Source organism: Sphingobacterium sp. WM (genome assembly GCF_029542465.1).
GTDB classification, from domain to species: Bacteria; Bacteroidota; Bacteroidia; order Sphingobacteriales; family Sphingobacteriaceae; genus Sphingobacterium; species Sphingobacterium cellulitidis.
This window is the reverse complement of record NZ_CP120709.1, coordinates 2,256,334-2,279,246: the sequence shown is the minus strand read 5'-3', so window position 1 is coordinate 2,279,246 and position 22,913 is coordinate 2,256,334. Positions and strand designations below refer to the sequence as shown.

20 protein-coding genes and 2 tRNA genes are annotated in these 22,913 nt (G+C 36.5%); 13 read left to right on the top strand and 9 right to left on the bottom strand.

The window, feature by feature from the left end; genetic code table 11:
• Nucleotides 1-64: 64 nt before the first annotated feature.
• Nucleotides 65-138, bottom strand: a tRNA-Ile gene (locus PZ892_RS09850).
• Between the two features lie 88 nt (nucleotides 139-226).
• On the opposite strand from PZ892_RS09850, the gene PZ892_RS09845 reads away from it, so the two are divergent.
• The 3 genes from PZ892_RS09845 (at nucleotide 227) to PZ892_RS09835 (ending at nucleotide 1,722) form a co-directional block, all read left to right on the top strand.
• The gene (locus PZ892_RS09845; protein WP_277710959.1) at nucleotides 227-859 is read left to right on the top strand and encodes an HAD family phosphatase; all 633 of its coding nucleotides are present in this window, start codon (nucleotides 227-229) and stop codon (nucleotides 857-859) included.
• A gap of 81 nt (nucleotides 860-940) precedes the next feature.
• Nucleotides 941-1,132 (top strand): 30S ribosomal protein S21, encoded by a 192-nt coding sequence (gene rpsU, locus PZ892_RS09840; protein ID WP_094256566.1) that lies wholly within the window; start codon nucleotides 941-943, stop codon nucleotides 1,130-1,132.
• A 290-nt stretch (nucleotides 1,133-1,422) separates the two neighbouring features.
• Nucleotides 1,423-1,722 carry a hypothetical protein gene (locus PZ892_RS09835; RefSeq protein ID WP_277710958.1) on the top strand — a complete coding sequence of 100 codons (300 nt, stop codon included), beginning with the start codon at nucleotides 1,423-1,425 and terminating at the stop codon, nucleotides 1,720-1,722.
• 125 nt (nucleotides 1,723-1,847) lie between these two features.
• Here the strand turns inward: PZ892_RS09835 and PZ892_RS09830 are convergent.
• The 4 genes from PZ892_RS09830 to xerD form a co-directional block, all read right to left on the bottom strand.
• Nucleotides 1,848-1,919, bottom strand: a tRNA-Arg gene (locus tag PZ892_RS09830).
• An 89-nt stretch (nucleotides 1,920-2,008) separates the two neighbouring features.
• Nucleotides 2,009-2,641 carry a hypothetical protein gene (locus PZ892_RS09825; RefSeq protein WP_277710957.1) on the bottom strand — a complete coding sequence of 211 codons (633 nt, stop codon included), beginning with the start codon at nucleotides 2,639-2,641 and terminating at the stop codon, nucleotides 2,009-2,011.
• Nucleotides 2,642-2,652: 11 nt separating this feature from the next.
• Entirely contained in the window at nucleotides 2,653-4,962 is a 2,310-nt protein-coding gene (locus PZ892_RS09820) for a TonB-dependent receptor (protein WP_277710956.1), read from the bottom strand.
• Between the two features lie 455 nt (nucleotides 4,963-5,417).
• Nucleotides 5,418-6,311, bottom strand: coding sequence for a site-specific tyrosine recombinase XerD (gene xerD, locus PZ892_RS09815; RefSeq protein ID WP_277710955.1), 894 nt, complete (start codon nucleotides 6,309-6,311; stop codon nucleotides 5,418-5,420).
• Between the two features lie 122 nt (nucleotides 6,312-6,433).
• Here xerD and PZ892_RS09810 point away from each other — a divergent pair, with 122 nt between their 5' ends.
• Nucleotides 6,434-9,298 carry a M16 family metallopeptidase gene (locus tag PZ892_RS09810; RefSeq protein ID WP_277710954.1) on the top strand — a complete coding sequence of 955 codons (2,865 nt, stop codon included), beginning with the start codon at nucleotides 6,434-6,436 and terminating at the stop codon, nucleotides 9,296-9,298.
• A gap of 49 nt (nucleotides 9,299-9,347) precedes the next feature.
• On the opposite strand, the gene PZ892_RS09805 is transcribed toward PZ892_RS09810, so the two are convergent.
• Together PZ892_RS09805 and lysS are read right to left on the bottom strand one after the other, a co-directional pair.
• Nucleotides 9,348-9,746, bottom strand: a complete 399-nt coding sequence (locus PZ892_RS09805) for a hypothetical protein (RefSeq protein WP_277710953.1) — start codon at nucleotides 9,744-9,746, stop codon at nucleotides 9,348-9,350.
• Between the two features lie 207 nt (nucleotides 9,747-9,953).
• Entirely contained in the window at nucleotides 9,954-11,672 is a 1,719-nt protein-coding gene (gene lysS, locus PZ892_RS09800) for a lysine--tRNA ligase (RefSeq protein ID WP_094256558.1), read from the bottom strand.
• Between the two features lie 269 nt (nucleotides 11,673-11,941).
• On the opposite strand from lysS, the gene PZ892_RS09795 reads away from it, so the two are divergent.
• From PZ892_RS09795 to PZ892_RS09770, 6 genes are all read left to right on the top strand, one after another.
• Entirely contained in the window at nucleotides 11,942-12,190 is a 249-nt protein-coding gene (locus PZ892_RS09795; RefSeq protein ID WP_094256557.1) for a type B 50S ribosomal protein L31, read from the top strand.
• A 75-nt stretch (nucleotides 12,191-12,265) separates the two neighbouring features.
• Nucleotides 12,266-13,468: a putative sugar nucleotidyl transferase gene (locus PZ892_RS09790; protein WP_277710952.1), complete on the top strand. Its 1,203-nt coding sequence runs from the start codon at nucleotides 12,266-12,268 to the stop codon at nucleotides 13,466-13,468.
• 24 nt (nucleotides 13,469-13,492) lie between these two features.
• Nucleotides 13,493-14,260: a triose-phosphate isomerase gene (tpiA, locus tag PZ892_RS09785; RefSeq protein ID WP_094256555.1), complete on the top strand. Its 768-nt coding sequence runs from the start codon at nucleotides 13,493-13,495 to the stop codon at nucleotides 14,258-14,260.
• Between the two features lie 4 nt (nucleotides 14,261-14,264).
• Entirely contained in the window at nucleotides 14,265-15,107 is an 843-nt protein-coding gene (gene prmA, locus PZ892_RS09780; RefSeq protein WP_094256554.1) for a 50S ribosomal protein L11 methyltransferase, read from the top strand.
• Nucleotides 15,108-16,478, top strand: a complete 1,371-nt coding sequence (locus PZ892_RS09775) for a Mur ligase family protein (RefSeq protein ID WP_094256553.1) — start codon at nucleotides 15,108-15,110, stop codon at nucleotides 16,476-16,478.
• A gap of 106 nt (nucleotides 16,479-16,584) precedes the next feature.
• A complete protein-coding gene (locus PZ892_RS09770) occupies nucleotides 16,585-16,914 on the top strand; it encodes a helix-turn-helix transcriptional regulator (RefSeq protein WP_093096800.1) in 330 nt (109 codons plus the stop codon).
• Nucleotides 16,915-17,045: 131 nt separating this feature from the next.
• Here the strand turns inward: PZ892_RS09770 and PZ892_RS09765 are convergent, their stop codons facing one another.
• On the bottom strand, nucleotides 17,046-17,906 hold the full coding sequence (locus PZ892_RS09765; protein WP_093096797.1) for an RNA polymerase sigma factor RpoD/SigA: 861 nt from the start codon (nucleotides 17,904-17,906) through the stop codon (nucleotides 17,046-17,048).
• A 301-nt stretch (nucleotides 17,907-18,207) separates the two neighbouring features.
• Here PZ892_RS09765 and PZ892_RS09760 point away from each other — a divergent pair, with 301 nt between their 5' ends.
• The gene (locus PZ892_RS09760) at nucleotides 18,208-18,414 is read left to right on the top strand and encodes a helix-turn-helix transcriptional regulator (protein ID WP_094256552.1); all 207 of its coding nucleotides are present in this window, start codon (nucleotides 18,208-18,210) and stop codon (nucleotides 18,412-18,414) included.
• Here PZ892_RS09760 and fmt read toward each other — a convergent pair.
• Nucleotides 18,411-19,343 carry a methionyl-tRNA formyltransferase gene (gene fmt, locus PZ892_RS09755; protein ID WP_277710951.1) on the bottom strand — a complete coding sequence of 311 codons (933 nt, stop codon included), beginning with the start codon at nucleotides 19,341-19,343 and terminating at the stop codon, nucleotides 18,411-18,413. The genes PZ892_RS09760 and fmt overlap by 4 nt on opposite strands.
• A 66-nt stretch (nucleotides 19,344-19,409) precedes the next feature.
• Here fmt and PZ892_RS09750 point away from each other — a divergent pair, with 66 nt between their 5' ends.
• Together PZ892_RS09750 and PZ892_RS09745 are read left to right on the top strand one after the other, a co-directional pair.
• Complete coding sequence (locus tag PZ892_RS09750) at nucleotides 19,410-20,654, top strand: ABC transporter permease (RefSeq protein WP_277710950.1); 1,245 nt, start codon at nucleotides 19,410-19,412, stop codon at nucleotides 20,652-20,654.
• A gap of 109 nt (nucleotides 20,655-20,763) precedes the next feature.
• Nucleotides 20,764-22,899, top strand: a complete 2,136-nt coding sequence (locus tag PZ892_RS09745) for a cation:proton antiporter (RefSeq protein ID WP_094256549.1) — start codon at nucleotides 20,764-20,766, stop codon at nucleotides 22,897-22,899.
• Nucleotides 22,900-22,913 lie beyond the last annotated feature (14 nt).

Sequence of the window (22,913 nt, the reverse complement as noted above, 5' to 3'; positions counted from 1 at the left end):
ACCAGCCCTAAATATTCCTCAAAAAAAAGCCCCTGTAAGTTGAAAACTTACAGGGGTTTCTCTGTGCGCCCACCTGGGCTCGAACCAGGGACCAAAAGATTATGAGTCTTCTACTCTAACCGACTGAGCTATAGGCGCGGTTATTTTTTGTGTTAAAAAATGGGAGTGGATACCCGTTTTAACGATGCAATTATCGATATTTGAGACGAGAAAACAAAATTTTTATATGCAAAAAATTAAAAATGTTATTCTGGATTATGGGAATGTGATCTTTATGATTGACTTTCCTAAAGTGCGTCAGGCATTTATAGATTTGGGTATTAAAAATGTAGATGATTTTTTTGGACACCATGGGCAAGACACTTTGTTTGATTCCTTTGATAAAGGAGAAATAACGGTTCCTGAATTTCGAGATGGGGTTCGGGAAAAAGCCAATAAGTTTGATCTGACTGATGATGAAATTGATACAGCGTGGAATTCATTGCTGATTGGAGTGCCTGAAGGCAAACATCAGATCCTTGAAAATTTAAGAGACAATTACCGTACTTTCTTATGCAGTAACAACAATGAGCTTCATTATGCTTATTGTATGAACCATATTCAGGAGAAATATGGCGTCCCGAGCAATGATGTATTTTTTGAGAGGACTTATTATTCACATTTGGAACATTTAAGGAAGCCAGATGCTGCTATTTTTGAACGGGTATTGAATGAGAATAACTTAAATCCGGAAGAGTCATTATTTGTGGATGATAGTCCGCAGCATTTGGAAGGAGCGAAGAAGCTTGGTATTCAGACTGTTCTATGTAGTAAGGAGAGACCCTTGGAACAGATTGTAGCTGACTATAAATTATATTAAATATACCTTGTTTAATCCTCTTGCTTTACGTATCTTTGCAGACCAAGAATTTTACGACGGAAGGAGGTATACAAAAAAGCTATGATTATTGTTAATGTAAAAGAAGGAGAATCTTTAGATAGAGCGTTAAAACGTTTCAAGAAGAAATTCGAGAAGACAGGCGTTTTAAGAGAATTACGTTCGCGTCAAGCTTATGAGAAGAAATCCGTTGCTCGTCGTATCCAAGTTAAGAAGGCTATTTATAAGCAATCTTTAAATCAGGAGAATGCGTAATGATATAAAAAAGCTGCTTAAGGGCAGCTTTTTTTAGTTTATACTATTTTTAGATATGTTGGACCAATAGGTCCTTTTTTTATTTGTAATAACTCCAAAAGTGATATATTCTTATAAAAAGAAATTTTTGGGATAAAGGTTATTGCGTGTTTTTCGATCATAGGGATGAATTAAGGTATTTAGTTAAATCCTTGTTTCTATTCTGAGAAAAAAAGGATATTTCGATAGAAATATGGTTATCCGTAAAATGAGAATGTTTAAATACCTACTTTTGAAAACTATCAATCCAAATGAAATCAATTATTAATAATGCAATTAAAATAGTAGCTATTTTAATTTTTGCAAGCTCAATCGTGGCATGTTCAAAGACAGATGGTTGTCCTGAAAAATACGTAGAAGTATATAAGTCAGGCCAAATAGATTTGATTATTGACACTCAGGAACCGAAGAGAATGAATTTAGGACAAAAGACAATTTATCAAGATTGTGAAGTTTCTAATGTTGAAGTTCATGCGGTAACAGATGTAACCATTCGATTTGAAGGAGCAATTATCGAGTTAAAAGCAGGAGATATCAAAGATCTTAAATAAAAAAAAGAAAATAGGTAGGAGATGTTGGTTGAATAAATGCAAGCAGCACTTTTATCACAGTAGGTTTATACACTAAAAACTAAGTACTATTATAAGAAAAAAGCCGCTATAAGCGGCTTTTTTTGTACCTCCGGTAGGAATCGAACCTACATCATCAGAACCGGAATCTAACATTCTATCCATTGAACTACGGAGGCGGCTCGCCAAAAATAATACTTTTTATGGTTTTTATATAACAATAGCTTGCTGAAATTAGCAAGCTATTGATTTTGAGCCTTACTTTCTGTTAATGGTCTTCGTGACCTTCCTCTACAAGGTGCAATTCTACCTTCAGATCTAAGTCATTGGCACCACCGAATTTATTGAAGTCTGCATTGAAGATATCAGTTTTCGGATTGATGGAACTTTTAACCCCTGGGTTAAGATGGCGTAGTAAATAACGGAATGTGAAGCTGTTGGAAGCTTTTAGAACCGTGATATAGCCTGTAACACCAACATTTGCTGCTTTTCCATCAGCTGTTTTGTCAGCATATTCAGCGGATAATGTACCTGCGGGTGCTCCCAAAAGGAATGCAAAATGTTGGTCAGCACGGTCGATAAATGTTTGTTGGCTCTCGCGACCAGCAAAATCCTTAACCTTTAAGTTGAAGCGGTAAGATTTACCAACTTCCAAATGAATATGAGCACCTACAGGAGGTAGAAATTTTTCACCTGAGAATTCTACGGATTCAACTTCTGGATTGCTGATATCATGGTAATGATAGTGGTCGTCATGTTTTTCTGCTTCAACCTCCGTGAAAGTTAGAGTTGCTGAGCCTACTTCTTCCTGATCTACCTCAGGGGTTGGATCATCTTTAGAACAAGATTGAAAAGTAAAGAAAGAAGCTAATATGAATAAGATAAAAATGTTTGATTTCATGATTTTTTGTGTTAGAATTTATAGTTTACAGATAGAATAAAATTCCTTCCTGGGCGATGGGCATAGTATCGGAAACGATCCATATAGTCCTTATAACTAGTGTTGAAAAGATTGTCCACCGCCAAAGAAAGATTGAAAGGGTTATTATTAATATTTAGTGGATGTGTAATATATACGTTGAATAAATTATAAGCTGCCGGCGGAGCGACATAGTCAGTTCCTTCAGTATATCGGTTTTGTTTAGCCACAAATTCATGGCTTAGTTTGACATATCCCTTTCCTTCGGCAGCATAGTACCATTGAATGGAGTTCTGCATTCTGTCCGATGGAATATAAGGCAGAAAACTGTCGGTACTGATGTTTTTTGCTCTTACCAAACTTGCTTGTAATGCATAATTAATTTTTGGCGTAATCTTCCATATGAGTTGAAGATCTAGTCCGTAGAACAAAGCTTTGTTTTGGGAATAGCTAAATACTGGAAAAGTACCGCGGATAGTTTGTCTGACAGAGTCTGGATTTGGAGCTGCATAGATATAGTTATCGATATATTGTCCATAGATATCAGAGGTCAATTCCAGGGATTCAGATTTGTGTGAAAAAGAATGCACCCATTTTAATCCTTGCTCTGCTTTTAGATTCAAATTCCCAATTTCATAGATTCCAGCTCCATGGTGAACTCCATCGCTGTAGAGCTCATTAGCTGTTGGTGCACGCCATGCGAGGCCCACACTGCTTCTATATTGCCATTTCGGGCTAATGGGATAAGCAACACCTAAGGATCCTGAGAAATTATGGAAACTCCTATTATCTTCTAACAAATACTGCTGCGGGCCGTTTTGCTGAGCATCCGTATACTTATAACGATATCCTGCTGCGTCGAAATAACGGTAGTCATAGCGCCATCCAGCTTCCAGTATCCATTGATTTAAGCGGAATTGATGAATTCCAAAAATCCCTAAGGAATAATTATCAAAGTTTGGGATAATAGGGGTAGTACCAGTACCGGCGGTATTGTTGTTTACCTGATTTCCGGCATCTAGTCCGAAGCTGTGTGATTTAGCCTTTAAGATTAATTGCAATTGCTGAGAGGTAAGGACCATGTCGGACATTGGAATATTATCCTCCAAGGCTCTTCGCATATCAAACTCTTGACGATGATTTTGTTGCCATGAGTATTGAGCATCTAATTGATAATCGTTCTTAAACTGATGCTGATATTTTAGTTTTCCCAATTGATGCGAAACCTGTTGTCTCGGGGCATTTATCTTATAGCTGAAATCATATTTTTCAAAGGGTTCACCATTTTCGATTCTTGCATAGATATCTTCAATGCTACCAATGTGGGCACCATAAAATACTCCTAAATCAGTAGCAAATCTGCTATAGAATGCTTCAAAGTAGTTTCTATCCTTTTTATATTGCAGCGTTCCGGAGAAATTTAATTCCTCTGAACCGGTATTTCCCAAGAAATAATCAGGGGCTTTGATATCTCCTAATTTTTTTCCAGAAGCTTGAGCTTTCCATGCCAGTCCATCAATAGATTTGATTCCGCCTTCCAATTGAAGATTTGCGGTTCCGCCTCTGCCGTTGGATTGAGCAATCAAATCAATTCTTCCAGATAATTTATTAGGATCAATCTGTTGAGACTTTGCAATCAATACACCACCTAATGCATCTGCACCATAGCGCACGGCCTGTGCACCTTTGATAACTTCAAATTCATCCGCAGTAAAAGGGTCCAATTCAGGGGCATGTTCCAGTCCCCATTGTTGACTTTCCTGTTTGACTCCATGGTTTAATAATATTACCCGATTAGAATGCATACCATGAATAACAGGTTTGGAAACTGAATGCCCCGTATTTAATATGGATACACCAGAAAGTTTTGAAAACACTTCGGCGACCAATTTTCCTTTACTTTCTTCGATCTGCTGGCTATTAAGTTTGGATCTTACAGCGGTGCGCTGTTCCTCTACCTGTGCAGAAACTGAAACAGCGTCGATCTTTTCACTGTAGCTTTTAAGAACAATCTTAAGCAAGCTATCAGCTTCCTGATGAACGAATTGTTCAAAGGTTTCATAGCCTAATGCTGAAACTTTGATTGCAAGATGTTGATGTCCTTGGCCAGCTTTGATTTTAAAGTGACCATGAACATCTGATGAGGTATGATTGTCGGTATTAGAAATACTGATATTAGCACCAAAAATAGGCTGGGCTTTCTCATCGACAACTATACCATTGATATATTGAATGGATTTGTCCTGTGCTGATGCTGCATTCATAAGGAATACAATCAGTACAGTCCATGCGTATTTCAACATGTACGTTGTTATAATTTGATAATTACTATAGATATATTACACGATTTTGGATAACGTGTAAAAGGGGGGAGCACGGAGACTTTTGCTGGATTGAATTTTTAATAGGGGAGACTCAAAGATACGATTGTTTAAAATCGTATTGATTTGGAAGCTCTCCGGATTTGATTCCCATAAAAATGGAGTTACTAGATTAATCCCTTGCTGAAAAAATAAAAAACAATACTGGCAGTCTTCAGAATGGGAATGCTGATGATTGTGTTTTTCAGTTAAATGGCAGGAATCATGGGAATCTGTATGGAGATCATGACGGTGTAAAACAATCAAAGAAATGGAGAGGAACATGACCCCAATCCATAGCGTTGAAATTAATTGTTTATACGACCTCAATAATCTTATCACATTGCAAAGATATATTAAATGCAATACTGTTGCAAATTAAATTAAACTTTGTTGCATTAAGATCTAGGGTGAAATTGAGTAATGACACTTTGAAGATATTCTTTATCGATATGGGTATATATTTCAGTAGTTGTAATACTTTCATGTCCAAGCATATCCTGTACTGCCCTTAAGTCAGCACCACCTTCCACTAAATGTGAAGCAAAGCTATGCCTAAATGTATGGGGACTAATTTCTTTGGCAAGGCCAATTTTACTGGCCAGGTCTTTAATGATTAGAAATATCATGACTCTGGAAAGGGGAGAACCCCTACGATTTAAGAATACGAAGTCTTCCATTCCGGATTTTATAGGTTGATGAACCCTAATTTCTTCCAGATAAATTTTGAGGTATTTGATGGCTTGCTGACCAATTGGAATTAATCTTTCTTTATTCCCTTTTCCTTCGACTTTGATAAATTCGACATCGAGGAACAAATTTGAAATTTTGAGGTTGCATAACTCCGAAACCCTGAGACCACATCCATATAAAATTTCTAGGATTGTTTTATTACGCATTCCTTCAGGAGAAGAAAGGTCGATAGCTGCGATCAGCTGGTCGATTTCTTCAATGCTTAATACGGCAGGGATTTTTCGGGAGAGTCTTGGGGTTTCAATTAATTCGGCTGGATTGTTTGTGAATCCATGTTCTATTTGTAAATATCCGAAGAAGGTTTTTATTCCGGAGAGCATGCGTGCCTGGCTATATGCAGAAATAGGAAACTCATTTATCCATTGCAGAAATTGCTGGATATGTTGGGTTTGAAATTCCCTTAAATCAATATGATTTAATTCTGCATAACTCTGTAGTTTATGAACATCATTTAAGTATGCTGCGATGCTATTATCGCTTAATCCTCTTTCTAATAATAAATAACGTTTAAAATCTCTTTTTGTCTGTTCCCAATCCATTTGTTAAAAAAAATTAAATCATAAGTTTGAATAGAAGATTTGTTTTAAAGCTAAATAAATTTATTGTAGATTGCTATCCAAATATAAATTAGTAACCATTCTAGTAAATTTTTTTTGAAATTATGAAAATTCTAAAACCCCTCGCATTAGCATTTCTCTTGCCTTTTGCAACGGAAATGGCCAGTGCTTACGTGCCGACCCACCTTCATTCAGAAGCAAAAGTAGTATTGATGAACGACTCCCTGAAATGGGATGCAAAATTGCCATTTGATAAGGATGTTATCAAGGGTAAATTGGCGAATGGCTTTCAATATTACATTCGTAAAAATTCAGAACCTGAGAAGCGAGTAACCATGTTTCTTGCGATGAAAGTAGGTTCAATTTTAGAGAATGAAAAGGAGTTAGGCTTGGCTCACTTTATGGAACACATGAACTTTAATGGATTAAAGCATTTTCCTAAAAATGAGTTGATTGACTATTTACAAAAGGCAGGAGTAAGATTTGGCTCTGATTTAAATGCCTATACCAGTTTTGATGAAACTGTTTATCAGTTACCGATTCCTTCGGATGATCCTGAATTATTGAAAAACGGCTTGCAGGTGATGCGCGATTGGGCACAAGATGCAATGCTTGAAACAGATGAGATCAACAAGGAGAGAGGTGTTATCATGGAAGAGATGCGTGGTGGCCGCGGAGCAATGCAACGCATGCGTGATCAGTATTTCAAAGTTATGTTAAATGGATCTCGTTATGCGGATAGACTTCCTATTGGAACGGAAGAAGTTGTAACAAAATTCGACCCTGAGGTAATTCGTAATTTCCATGCACAATGGTACCGCCCGGATCTTCAATCATTGATTATCGTGGGAGATATCGATCCTCAGCAAATGGAAGCTGAAGTGAAAAGATTATTCTCGGATATGAAGGTGCCAAAGGACTTGAAACCGCGTACTGAGTATAAAGTTGACTTACTTAATAAAAACCAATTTATTAAAGTAACAGATCCTGAAATGACTTACACTGTTGGTCAGATCATGATCAAACATCCTGAGGAAAAGGTTTCTACTGTTAAGGATTATAGAAGGGACTTGTTGAAAGATGTTTTCAACCAAATGATCAATTCTCGTTTTAGCGAACTAGGTCAGTCAGCAAATCCTCCATTTATTCAAGCTGGAGTTGATATCTCTGGCTTTATCGGTGGAATTGATAATTTAGGTGCCTTCTTTATCTCTAAACCAGGTCAGTTTGAAGATGGTTTTAAAGCAGTGGTTAGAGAACTAGATCGTTTTCAAAAGTTTGGTTTTACAGAAACTGAATTCAAACGTGCTATCAGTTCGATTGCTAAATCAAATGAAACTTCTTACACTGAGCGTGATAAAAGAAAATCAGAAAGTTACGTAAATGCTTATTTGAATCATTTCTTGAAAGATGGTCCAGCATTGAGTAATGAAGATCGCTATGAAATCACTAAGCAGTTATTGCCTACATTGACTTTGAAAGAGGTTGAGAATGTTGGTAAGGAATTCTACCAAGACATTAACCGTGATGTGATCATTTTAGCTCCTGATGCTGAAAAAGATAAACTTCCAGAAGAAGCAGCTGTTAATGCATGGTTTACAGAGATTGATAAGGAAGATTTAAAGGCTTATGAGGACAAGGTATCTGATTTGCCAATGCTTTCAAAAACTCCAGTGAAAGGTTCTATTAAATCAGAAAAATCAATTGATAAAATTGAAACAAAAGAATTAATCTTGAGCAACGGAGTTAAGGTTTTATTAAAACCTACCAAGTTCAAGAATGATCAAATTATGATTTCTGCTTATAGTCCAGGTGGTACATCCTTGTACTCTGATGCAGATTATATGTCGGCATCTTTCGCTGGAAACTTGGTGAATAGTTCTGGAATCGGACAGTTGAATACCGTAGAATTACAAAAGAGTTTAACTGGTAAAGAGGTGAACATCAGTCCTTATATCACTGAGCGTTCTGAAGGTCTTCGTGGTTCAACTGATAAAGAAAGTTTAAAAACTGCTTTTGAAATGATCTATGGTTACTTCACAGAACCTAGAATTGAGGATGATATTTTCCAAAGTGTTATTAGCAAGCAAAAAGACATGCAAGCAAATCGTGAAAATGATCCGAACTTTGTTTATAGTGATGCGATTCAACGTACATTATATGGAAATAGCATTCGTCGTGTTCCATATTCAATTACAGATTTAGATAAGGTAAGTAAAGAAAGAGCATTGGAAATTTATAAAGATAGATTCGCTGATGCCTCAGATTTCACTTTTGTAATTGTAGGTTCATTTACTGAGGATGAAATCAAACCATATTTAGAGGAATACCTAGCTGCTTTACCTAATAAAGGTCGTAAAGAACAAGCGAAGGACTTGAACCTTTATGAGAAAAACAAAGGTGTTGAAAAGATTGTTCGCAAGGGTAAAGAGGCGAAAGCTGCTGTAAGAATGGTTATTTATGGTGATTATATTTATAATGATCAAGAGAACATGAATGCAAGTGCTTTGGAGACTATTTTGACCAATAAATTGATTGAGCGTCTACGTGAAGATGAAAGTGGAGTATATGGAACCGGAGCTCGTTTATCATACAGCAAATCTCCAAAACCTCGTTATACCTTTATGATCGGATTTGGAACTAGTGTTGACAAGTATCAATCTTTGATTAATTCTGCAATTGACGAAGTGAAGAAGATTAAACAAAATGGTCCATCTCAGACTGATTTAGATAAATTCAAAATTGAGGAAAAACGTCAATTGGAATTAAATCTAAGAGAGAATGGTTTCTGGACTTCAGAAATTATGGGTTCTGTACAGAATGAATCTGATCCTACAAAGGTTACTAAGTATCTTGAGGATCTTGACAAAGTTACTATCGAATCAGTAAAAGCTGCTGCCAATAAGTATTTGAAAGAAGAAAACTTCTATAAGTTTATCTTACTACCAGATGCTGCTCCAGCTAAGTAAATATTAAATGCCCCGTAAATCGGGGCATTTTTTTTACTTTTCTTTCTTCTTATCTTTCCTTCATTTTCACATATCGATGTGAGAAACAATCAAAACAATCTTCCTGCATCAACAAGGTGCTATCTTGCCTTTGAACAAACACTTTATGTGGATTTTCATTCAAGAGCCAACCATCTTTGTTATTTAGCATAGATTTGGTCAGTTTTAATTTATAGGGTTGAGCTGAAGTCAATTCACCATTTTCATAATAGAAAATACTATCCTTAGTAATCTGAAGATGTTTGATTTCATTCGATGATTCTGGTGTTTTCTTAATTCCAGCAAAACCACCCGAGGTTTCCAGCCATTGCCAGTTACCAATTATTTTTGGTGGTTTGGAACTTGTGCCTTGGTTACTGGCACATCCCATAATAAGTGGAATAAGAAAAAGTATTTGAAGTTTCTTCATAGGTTCAATTTATTGTTTCTCCTTTAGAAACGATAAAAAAATGGTTTTTGTTTTGTCCATTCTATTTAGGATAGCGTAGTTTGGAGAACTTATCAGAAAATAATCTTCAGACATTGAATATCTAGACATTCCCTCTTATCATAACTACGAGCAAAAAGAAAATCCCCATTGAATGAACAATGAGGATTACTTTTTTATTATGATATCTTATTCAAACCAAGCTAGAACTTCGTCTTTAGTTGGCATTGTAACATCTAATTTCATCTTTTTACGCATCCCGCCAAGATCATTGAAAACCTTGTTTGGATTAGCTTCTTTTAAAAGCTCGATGGTCGTGAATCCCATTTTCTGTAAAACTGGTACCCAAGCTTCAGGAATTCCCTGTTCTACATAATCCGCTGTGGAAGCTACCTTTGCAACTTTCTCAGGACGCATTTGAGGGAAGAACAATACTTCCTGGATGGAAGGATTATTCGTTAAGAACATAATCAATCTGTCCATACCGATACCTAATCCTGAAGTAGGAGGCATTCCGTATTCCAAAGAACGTAAGAAATCTTGGTCGATAAACATTGCTTCATCATCACCTTTCTCAGAAAGTTTCAATTGATGTTCAAAACGCTCTCTTTGATCAATAGGGTCATTAAGCTCCGAATATGCGTTTGCAATTTCCTTACCACATACCATTAATTCAAAACGCTCAGTAAGTTCAGGATTATCTCTGTGTTTCTTTGTCAAAGGAGACATTTCGATAGGGTAGTCCGTGATAAATGTCGGTTGAATAAAGTTTCCTTCACATTTTTCACCGAAGATCTCATCAATCAACTTACCTTTACCCATCGTTTCATTCACATCGATTCCCATTCCTTTTGCCGCCTGACGGATTTCATCTTCCGATTTACCGGTAATATCAAAACCAGTGAATTGTTTGATAGCCTCTGTCATGCTCACTCTTGGATATGGCGCTTTGAAATCTACCTGATGCTCAGCAAAAGTCGCATTGGTTGTTCCATTTACAGCAATCGCACAATGCTCCAATAAGTTTTCAGTAAATTCCATCATCCAGTTGTAGTCTTTATAGGCTACATAGATTTCCATGGCTGTAAACTCTGGGTTATGTGTTCTGTCCATTCCTTCATTTCTGAAGTTTTTAGAGAATTCATATACCCCGTCAAAACCACCAACAATTAATCTCTTCAGATATAATTCATTGGCGATACGTAAGTATAATGGAATATCAAGGGCATTATGATGAGTGATAAACGGACGAGCCGCAGCACCACCAGGAATAGCCTGTAAGATTGGAGTTTCAACCTCCATATATCCAGCGTTGTTGAAGTAATCACGCATTGCATTGAATAACTTCGTACGCTTTACGAAAATTTCTTTGTTGTGAGAGTTTACAATCAAATCCACATAACGCATTCTATAGCGTTGTTCAGGGTCAGTAAACGCATCATAGGTCTTGCCATCAGCTTCTTTTACAATCGGCAATGGTCTTAAAGATTTAGTCAGAACCTTTAAAGTTTGCACGTGAATACTGATTTCACCAGTTTGGGTGGTAAAAACATAACCTGTGATCCCAACGATATCACCAATATCCAAAAGCTTTTTGAATACCGTATTATATAAGGTCTTATCTTCATCCGGACAGATGTCATCCCGTTTTACATAGGCTTGAATACGTCCAGTAGAGTCTTGCAGTTCCATGAAAGAAGCGCTACCCATAACCCGACGGCTCATGATACGTCCAGCAAAACTAATATTCTTATAGTTGATCTTATCTCTTTCGTAGTTTGCCAATATGTCCTCAGCCGTTGCATTAACTTTAAACTCTTCAGCAGGGAAGGGGTCAATGCCTAGGTCGATCAAGGCTTTCAGGTTTAGCCTTCTTTGTTGTTCTTGTTCAGATAATCCGATGCTCATTTTTCGTACAACTTATAATGTGTTGCAAAAGTATGAAATTAGAACTATTTAATGATGCTAATAGCGAAAAAAGGCTTGTTATTCATAGGATTTGTTTACTTTTGTAATTCTGAAGATGAAAAACCTTCAAATTGTACTGGCTGATTAAAAGGCAAGTAAAACTTATTCACAGGTGTGGAAATGAATTTATGTTTGTTTTTTGTATTTGAATGAAAAATAAATTATCTTTGCACCTCAATTGTTGAATTATATAGTAATCATAAGATAAAATGAAAAAAGATTTGCATCCATCAAACTACAGATTAGTTGTATTTAAAGACATGTCTAATGACTACGCTTTTATCACTAAATCTTGTGTTGATACAAAAGAAACTATCACTTGGGAAGATGGTACAGAGTACCCATTAGTTAAGTTAGAGATTTCTCACACTTCACACCCATTCTACACTGGTAAAATGAAATTAGTTGATACAGCTGGACGTATTGATAAATTCCGTAGCCGTTACAACAAAAAGTAATATTCTTTACTATAAAGAAATTGATATTATCCCGATAAAATTTATTTGTCGGGATTTTTTATGTACTTTTATTTCATGTCGCTAACCATAGTATTATTTGATAACGCTCACTGGCGTAAGCGTCTTTTCCCTTTTGCCTCATCAAGACCCGTTGGCAATCTTAGAGTCGGTATTTCTACCTTAAATGAGAAATGGGAGCTTATTTTCAAGTCCCCCGTTACCTATAAAACTGCCGATTACTTATTCGAAAAATTTCCTTTTAATCATAATAGTAACTCTGAATTTCTATTTATCCGCGCTGATGTATTGCCATCTGATGCTCTAATAAAGGAGTTGGAAGCATTAGCTATTGGTGATATACTATTGGATGAAAATTCTTGGATTGCAATAAAAACCAGTGAACCCCAACTTGATTTGGAGTTTCTTCATGAAAAATATAATCCTATCAAGTCTTCGGCTCAATTTTCTAAGTTAAACCATATCGAAGACATCTTCCTCCACAATAAATCCCAACTTCTATTTGATTATAAATTATTGACCACAGGTCGTCAATCTGCTGCTATCAGCGATACGAATAGCATTTACGGTTCATGGATCTTTGTGGAAGAAGGAGCGCAAGTGGAAGGTGCTAGTTTAAATAGTATGGAAGGACCTATCTATATCGGCAAAAACGCCAAGATAGAAGAAGGTTCTTATTTGAAAGGCTATGTTTCTATTGGCGAGTCAGCAAGGGTAAAAACAGGATCGAAGCTATATCCGAATACTACCATTGGTCCGGGAAGCACAGTCTGTGGTGAGGTGAATAATACAGTAATTTGGGGAAATAGTGCCAAAGGGCATGATGGATATTTAGGTTGTTCGGTGATAGGCGAAGGAGCAAATATCGGAGCAGGTAGTTCAAATTCAAATTTAAAAAACAATTGGCAAGCAGTTCGGTTGTTTGATTATGAGGACCTTAGCTATCGCGAGACCGATGAGTTTAAATGCGGATTATTCATGGGGGACTATGCCATGTGTGCCATAAATTCTTCGTTTACAACAGGCTGTGTAATTGGTATTGGCTCACAGGTTGCAATTTCAAAATTTATTCCCAAATTTGTGCCTGATTTCAGTTGGGTAACTGACAAGGGGTCGGAACCATACACTTTTGAAAAATTTATTAATATGATGGAGAGTAGAGACCGTGTAACGGGAAGGAATGATCTGCAGAGTAACCTCTCTATCTTTCAATATTTATTTGATGAATTCAAATATCTTCATGTAGAAAATCAATCTTAAACATATAAATAAACATTAAACACTATGCGTAAAAATATTGTAGCTGGAAACTGGAAAATGAACATGGATTATGAGCAAGGCGTTAGCTTGTTCTCTGAGATCGTGAATATGGTGAAAGACGAAGTGATTGGAAATCAAGAGATCGTTGTTTGTAGCCCATTTATCCATTTGGCAGCAATTTCTAAATTAAGCGCTTCTACGAAGAATGTATCTATTGGTGCACAAAATATCAATCAACATGAATCGGGAGCTTATACAGGAGAAATTTCAGCTTCTCAGGTTAAATCCACCGGTGCTGAATATGTAATCTTGGGTCACTCTGAGCGTCGTGCTTATTTTGGAGAAACTGATGAATTATTGGCGGAGAAAGTTGATGTTGCATTAAAACATAATCTTAAACCTATCTTTTGCATCGGCGAAACTAAGGATGAACGTGAGGCAGGTTCTTATTTTGATGTAATCAAGACGCAATTAAGCAAAGCTTTATTTCATTTAGATACTGAAGCATTTAAAAATATTGTATTGGCATATGAGCCTGTTTGGGCTATCGGAACTGGTTTAACAGCAAGTCCAGAACAAGCACAAGAAGTACATGCATTTATCCGCAAAACTTTAGCTGATCAATATGGTCAGGAAACTGCTGATAACACGAGTATTTTATATGGTGGTAGTGCAAACCCATCGAATGCTCAAAGTTTATTCTCACAACCGGACATCGACGGTGGATTAATCGGTGGTGCATCTTTGAAATCTCGCGATTTCTTGCAAATTATTAACGTATTTAACGCGTAAAAATATGAAGTATACAGCAGTTACTTTTACGTCTTCGAATATCGAAGAATGGCAAAAGGATTTGCTTATCGCTGAATTAGCAAACCTTGGCTTTGACACTTTCGAGGATCAGGACCAAGGTTTTGTAGCTTATATTCCAGCGTCAAACCTAGATATCCAGGCTTTGGAAACCTTGTTGCTGAGCGAAGCTGAAGGTTTTGAAATATCCTATGAGGTCAACGAACTAGAAAACAAGAATTGGAATCAAGTGTGGGAAAGTAATTTTAGCCCTATTTTGGTTGATGACAAGTGTTATGTGCGTGCGACTTTCCATGAGGATAAACCCGAATATCCTTATCAGATTATTATCGATCCGAAGATGTCTTTCGGAACGGGGCACCATCAAACCACATCTATGATGCTTTCTTATATCCTGGAAAATGATTTCCAAGGTAAGGAGGTTTTAGATATGGGTTGTGGTACCGGAATATTGGCGATTCTAGCTTCCAAACGTGGAGCATCGCAAATCCTTGCAGTTGACTTTGATCCTATCTGTGTAGAAAGTGTAATAGAGAACAAAGAACTTAATCAGGTTTCAAATATTGAAGCGAAGTTAGGTTCTAAGGAAGCAATTGAAGGGAAAAAATTTAATACCATCCTGGCGAACATCAATAGAAATATTCTGATGGATCAATTTGATGTGTATTATACCGACCTTTCTGAATCAGGAGAACTCTATATCTCAGGGTTCTATGATGGTGAGGATTTGGAGATCTTATCGAAGAAGGCTGAATCCTTAGGTTTTCAATTTATTGAGAAAAAAGTGCTGGATACCTGGTGTGCAGCCAAATTTATTAAAGCAAACTAAATGCGCATTCATTTTATTGCCATAGGCGGAAGTATCATGCATAATTTAGCTATTAATTTAGCTGAACAGGGGCATCAGGTGACTGGTTCGGATGATCAAATCGTCGAGCCGTCGAAGTCGCAACTTCGTGAAGCAGGTTTACTCCCAACCGAATTAGGGTGGTTTCCTGAAAAAATTACGGAGGATATCGATGCTGTAATTTTAGGCATGCATGCGGATGAAAATAATCCTGAGCTAAATAAAGCCAAGGAAATGGGAATAAAAATTTATTCTTTCCCTGAGTTTGTATATGAACAAAGCGTTGAAAAAACTCGTGTTGTAATAGCCGGTTCCTATGGCAAAACGACCATCACAAGTATGATCATGCATGTCCTTAAGAAATTGGGACGCAATTTTGATTACTTGGTAGGGGCTCAATTGGAAGGTTTTGATGACCTGCTACAGTTGAATCCTGAAAATAACCTCATGATTATTGAAGGCGATGAGTATTATGCTTCTGCAGTTAATAAACAATCTAAATTCTTAAAATATAAACCGAATATCGCGCTTATCAGTGGAATTGATTGGGATCACTTTAAAACTGTTATCTCAGAAGAAGAGTATTTTAAGCAATTTGAGGACTTTATTAGGACTATTGTTCCTAAAGGTACATTAATCTATAACAAGGACGATAAAAACACCAGAGAGGTGGTAGAGAGGACCATGGACATTAAAATTAATCGACATGGTTACAAGCTTCCAGAATACACGATAAATAAGGGAGTGACCTATTTGCACGTTGGCGAAGAGAATATCCCGTTAAAAGTGTTTGGAAAGCACAATTTATCCAATATTGCTGGTGCATTTACGGTATGTGAATGGCTAGGAGTGAAGCGCGATGAGTTTTATTCGGCAATCCAAGATTTCAAGAGTTCAATAAGATATTTAGAATTTGTAGCTAGTCAGAACGGAAGTGTAGTTTATCAGGATTTCGCACATACACCTAGTAAATTGAGGTCAAGTATCCATGCAGTGAAGGAACAATTTCCAAATCAAGCCTTGGTAACTGTCATCGAATTAAACGCCTATGACAGTCTTGACTCTGAGTTTATTACGGAATACGCAAATTCGATGAATGAATCAGACTTTGCTGTCGTTTTCGTTAATACATCACTTATAAAGGAAAAAAATATTGCTTTAGATAATTTAATTTGGCGTTTAACAGAGGCTTTTAACCATCCTTCCTTCCAAGTTATCACGCAAATGGCTGATTTAGAAGTATTTTTAGAAACTTTTAAGTCAAATGGGTATAATTTGCTATTTATGAGTTCAAACAACTACAATGGGGTAAATATGAGTAGTTTTGCAGATAAATTTTTGAGAAATTTTTAACATTCTTTCGGATTTTTTTTAAAATTTTAATAATGGGATTTTGAATTTTACTTTATTTGTTTAAATTTGATAATTACTTAATAAATAAATATTTTACATTTTACCCATGAATGCATTAGGAAAAAAAATTAGATTACTTAGACATCAGAAAGGATGGAGTCAGGAGGATGTAGCTAAAAGGCTAGATATCTCGATTCCTGCTTTTTCTAAGATTGAAACTGGAATTACAGATGTCAATTTATCAAGATTAAACCAAATCTCTAAATTATTTGGTTTATCATTAGTGCAATTGTTGTCTACTTCAGACCCTGAAGAAGATAAGCAAATTCAGAATGAAGTAAACGAGCTTCAAAAACGTCTTCAAGCACGTGAAGTTGAAGTTATCGATTTGCAAAAAAAGGTAATTGACTTATACGAACAATTACATAAGAAATAATAATATTATTTCTAAAAGAAAAAGCCTTGAAATTTTAGTTCAAGGCTTTTTTTATTCCCAATGAAAATTTTTTATACAAAAAATGCGCAATATTAATTGCGCATTGCTATGTGTTTATTCAAGATCTTGGATTATCCTAAATATGATTTTAGGATTTTGCTTCTCGAGGTGTGTCTTAAGCGTTGTAACGCCTTGTCTTTAATCTGACGAACACGCTCTCTAGTCAAGCTGAATTTCTCGCCAATTTCCTCCAATGACAATTGATGATTTGAACCTAATCCGAAGAATAATACAATAATTTCTCTCTCGCGCTCTGTTAATGTAGCTAACGATCTCTTGATTTCTTCTGATAAAGACTCGTCAATTAATGAACTGTCAGTGTCAGGGTCGCTGTTCTCCAAAACGTCCAATAGGGTGTTTTCTTCTCCTTGTACAAATGGCGCATCCATCGATACGTGACGACCAGAGTTACTCAATGTATCAGATACCTTGTCAACCGTAGTTTCTAAGATATCAGCTAATTCTTCTGGTGACGGTTCACGCTCATATTCCTGCTCCAATTTTGAAAAGGCCTTGCTAATTTTACTTAAAGACCCTACTTGGTTCAATGGTAAACGAACGATACGAGATTGCTCTGCAATAGCTTGTAAAATTGATTGACGAATCCACCATACTGCGTAGGAAATAAACTTAAACCCTTTGGTCTCATCGAATCTCTTTGCTGCTTTGATTAAGCCTAAGTTACCCTCATTAATCAAGTCCCCTAAGGTTAAACCTTGATTCTGGTATTGTTTTGCTACCGATACAACGAAACGTAAGTTGGTTTTTGTTAATTTCTCCAGTGCAACCTGATCACCTTCACGAATTCTTTGAGCTAGAATAACCTCTTCTTCTGCCGAAATTAAATCTACCTTGCCGATTTCATGCAAATACTTGTCAAGTGATTGCGATTCACGGTTGGTGATGGATTGTGTAATTTTGAGCTGTCTCATCTAAATATATAAACCTTTCTTTTCTGAAATGTCCGCAAACATAACAAATTTATCCCAATTATTTCTAATCTATTTGTAAATTATTAACTCATTATGAGTTAGTTATACGTGGTGAGTTGATGTTATACTAACATCAAAAATCATTCCAAAAACTCGCTAATCTCGTCGATTTACAAGTATTTAACACACATTTAACTAATTTTTCTTGCTTATTTCAATTTCCTTTTTCCTGTTATAAAACAAATCCAAACAAGAATTGTTTTCTACTGTAATATTAATCAAAAGCAAAATATTATTTGTTATGCCTATAATTGTTCATCTTGACGAAATCATGTCGCAGAGAAAAATGTCTCTGAATGAATTGAGTGAAAAAGTTGGAATCACACTTTCCAATCTATCGATTATTAAAAATCAGAAAGCTAAGGCTATACGTATCAGCACCTTAAATGCCATCTGTAAAGCCTTGAACTGTCAACCCGGGGATCTGTTTAAATATGTTGAAGATTAATCTGCCAATTTGTCCAAACGATAACCTCGAAGAAAATCAGTTACAGCCATCCTCTTTTTGCCCTCTATTTGTATTTCAGATAGACTAATAAAGCCATCTGCCGTGGCAAATTTGATGTTGGTCTTTCCATCAGAGATATATGACCCTGGCTTCTTGCTGTGTCCAACAACTTCTTTCTCCGCTGAATAAATCTTTAAAACCTTATCGTCCAAATATGTAAATGCAGCCGGGTAAGGACTTAAGCCCCGAATCTGGTTGAAAACCTCCTCTGTACTTTTGTCCCAATCAATCAAACAATCTTCCTTGAATATTTTCGGAGCATGCTTTAATTCCTGATTGCTGCTTAATTCATCCTGTGGGATAGGATTTACATTGCCTTCTTTGATAGCGTTTACAGTTTTAATCAGTAATTCGGCTCCAGCAACCATTAATTTGTCATGTAAGTCGCCAGCATTATCGGTTTCTGTAATGGGCACTTCAGTGAAAAATAAAATATTTCCAGTATCGATTTCATGTTGCAAAAGAAAGGTGGTCACCCCGGAACTCTTTTCACCATTCAAAATAGCATGGTTGATAGGAGCTGCGCCACGATAGTTTGGAAGAAGCGAAGCATGTACATTGATCGTTCCTTTTGGCGGCATATTCCATACTATTTCAGGCAACATCCTGAACGCAACAACTACTTGTAGGTCTGCTTGAAAAGACTTTAATTCTTCCAAAAACTCTGGGTCTCTTAATTTTACGGGTTGTAAGACAGGGATATTTTGAGAAACTGCAAATTGCTTCACCGCTGAAGAATGCATTTTCTGACCTCTACCCGCCGGTTTATCGGGACCTGTTACCACTGCTACGACTTCTTCTCCAGCTTCTATAAGTGCTTTCAACGAAGCTACAGCAAAGTCCGGAGTACCCATAAATATTATTCGCATAGAAATATTAAATTACGTTTAGGATGCAACAGCATCCCTATTGTTGGATGACAAATTTTATTAACTTTGCGAAGTTACAAATTTAATTTAAGCTTGAATTTTCCATATTTCTTAGCCAAAAGGATTACTCTAGAGGGAAACCGTACGTTTTCAAAACTTATCGTCCGCGTGACGGTAGGGGCTTTAGCCTTAGCTATTATGGCGATCATTCTCGCTGTAGCCATACTAAATGGCTTCAAAGATGAAATAACTGAAAAACAAAGAGGCTTTTTTGGCGATATTATTATCCTGAAAAATGAAAAAAATGACTCCTACGTCAATACCCCAATTTCCCTCGATGCTCAACAAATAGATCGAATCAAACAAAATCCGAATGTCGTTGAAGTCTATCCCTTTGCCACTAAAGCGGGGATCATGAATGTCAAAGGTGAAGTAGAAGGGGTGCTTCTCAAAGGAATCGATAAGGATTACGATCAAAACTTTCTTTCAAAAACTATTCTTGAAGGTGATACCATTGATTTCTCTGCTGAAGATGCAGATAATCAATTGTTGATTTCATCATTGATGGCAAACCGACTGCACTTGAAAGTTGGTGAAAGTTTTATTATGCATTTTATCCAGGATCCTGTAAAGAAACGTAAATTCATAGTAAAGGGGATTTTCACAACCAATTCCGAAGAATTGGATAAAACATACGTAATTGGCTCATTGCCCTTGATCCAAAGGCTAAATAACCTCGAAGATGGCCAAGCAGGTGGATATGAAGTCCGCGTCAAAGATTTTAATCAATTATTCAAGACCACGGACGACCTCAATAATAATCTTGGTTCTGGCCTATATGCAACAAATGTTGTCATTCAAATGCAGGATATTTTCAATTGGCTGAATATGCTGGACATGAATGATAATATTATTTTTGTTCTGATGGTGGTCGTTGCTGTTATCAATATGATTTCTGCCTTATTGATTTCAATATTGGAACGTTCGCCAATGATCGGAATGTTGAAGGCCTTAGGAATGAGAAATGGAAAAATCAGAACTGTATTCCTTTATAATTCCTTATATCTGATCGGCTATGGACTTATTTTAGGAAATCTGATAGCGATTGGACTTTACTTTTTTCAAACCAGTACCCACTTTTTTAAACTGGATCCAAGTATCTATTACGTTTCCTTCGTCCCTATGGAAATCTCTTGGATGACCGTATTATGGTTGAATATTTCATTAATAGGAATTGCATTATTGACTTTGTTCATTCCTTCTATGCTTATTTCAAGAATATCGCCAATTAAGACGATCCAGTTCAAGTAACATTCTTGGAGATTTCCCGATTCTCAATCAATAATTCTCTTAAATTTCCTTATCTTTCACTTGAAAACAATATTGTTTTTTAATTGTATTGAAATTCAGAATAATTTATATGAGCGACAAAATTTTTGATCATCTAATACATGCTTTTGAGGCCCCACTAACTAATCCGGTCCTTATATTCTCTCTAGTTCTTTTTATCATTCTCTTATCGCCCATTTTGTTGCGACCGATAAAAGTACCTGGGATTATCGGGCTGATTATATCAGGGATGATTATTGGTCCGCATGGATTGAATTGGTTAGAGAAAAACTCTGCAGTTGATTTGTTTTCAACCATAGGATTGCTGTATATCATGTTTATTGCAGGTCTAGAACTCGATATGAATGAGTTTAAGAAAACCAAACATAAATCCTTCCTATTTGGTTTCTTTACCTTTATTATTCCTATATCTATCGGATTCCCGGTATGTTATTATGTCCTTGATTATAGTTTATTAACCAGTATTTTGATTGCAAGTATGTTTGCGACACATACCTTGGTTTCTTATCCCATTGTTAATCGCTATGGTATTTCAAAAAATGAAGCTGTTGCAATTACGATTGGCGGTACGATTCTTACCGATACAGCCGTTCTTATCATTCTGGCGGTTATTAAAGGTGCATCGCAAGGTGATATTGATAATGAATTTTGGGTAACCTTAGGGATTTCATTTGCCATCTTCCTTTTCATTATGTTTGGGGTCATTCCAAAGATTGCCAAATGGTTTTTTGAAAAAGTGGAAAGCGAAAAAACAGGCCACTATATCTTCGTTCTGACAGTTGTATTCTTTGCAGCATTCCTTGCAGAAATGGCAAACCTGGAGCCTATTATCGGGGCATTCGTTGCTGGATTGGCACTGAATAAATTAATTCCCCATTCTTCAGCTTTAATGAACCGCATTGAGTTTATTGGTAACGCTATATTTATTCCTTTCTTCTTGATTTCAGTAGGTATGATCGTTGATATTGGTGTGATTACCAATAGCAGTGGTTTAACCGTATTCTACGTTGCTGGTGCTTTAACTCTAGTAGGTATCGTCGGAAAGTTCCTTGCAGCAACAGCAACCCAATGGGCATTTAAATATTCTACAAATGAGCGGAATTTAATCTTCGGATTAAGCAATGCACATGCTGCAGCTACCTTAGCCATTATCATGGTTGGTTATAACAACGATATTATTGATGAGAATGTCCTTAATGGTACAATTATCCTGATTCTGGTAAGTTGTATTATCGCCTCCATCGTCACCGAGAATGCTTCCAAGAAAATAGTTTTGGAAGGTCGTCAGCATGAGGAACATATGGAGCATGTGGAAGAGCATGAAGAACAAATCGTTATTCCAATTGCGAATCTGAACAACATGGAAGCTATCCTGGATTTTGCAACTTTAGTGAAATCCAAGAAATCACCACATCCATTAAATATCTTAAGTGTGGTTCCAAATGATGAACAAGCGGAAAGAAACCTGAATCAAGCAAGACAGAATCTGGATAAGACAGCCAAATATGCCTCCGGATCTGAAACAGAGGTTGATCTAATCACAAAAGTTGATTTCAATATCGCCAATGGTATCAGCCGTGCGGCAAGAGAAGCATTTGCTGACTGTTTAATCTTAGGATGGCCTAGTGCAACGAGCTTTGTGGAGAAGATCGTAGGAGAGAAGACCGAGAGTATCTTGAACCGTACTGATGCCACATTGATGATGTGCCGGATAGAAAAGCCGTTTATTACCAATAAAATGATTACGGTCTTTGTTCCGCCATTAGCAGAATCTGAAGTAGGATTCGCATATTGGATGGAAAAAATTACCAAATTGGCTTCAGAGCTTTCTCTGCCAATTATTTTCGTGTGTAATCATCGAAGTCATCAAGCGATTGAGCAAATGCTGGAGAATTTGAAGTCCAGTGTTCCGGTTTCATTCGAGAATTATGAAGATTGGGATAATATCTACGGATTGGCAACCTTTAGCAATGCTGAATCTATGCTTGTCTTCGTGTCAGCGCGTTATGGTGATGTATCCTACCGCGATTCCTTGGACGGTTTGGCGAAAAGAGTTGGAAAATATTATAAGAACCAAAACTTACTATTAATCTTCCCATCAAGGCTTGAAGATCAACATATTGATGAGTATGAAGATATTCAAACGGCACCTATTTTCAGAAGAATCAGTAGGGAGATTGGTAATATGTTCAGTAAAGATAAATAACTAAAAAACAATTA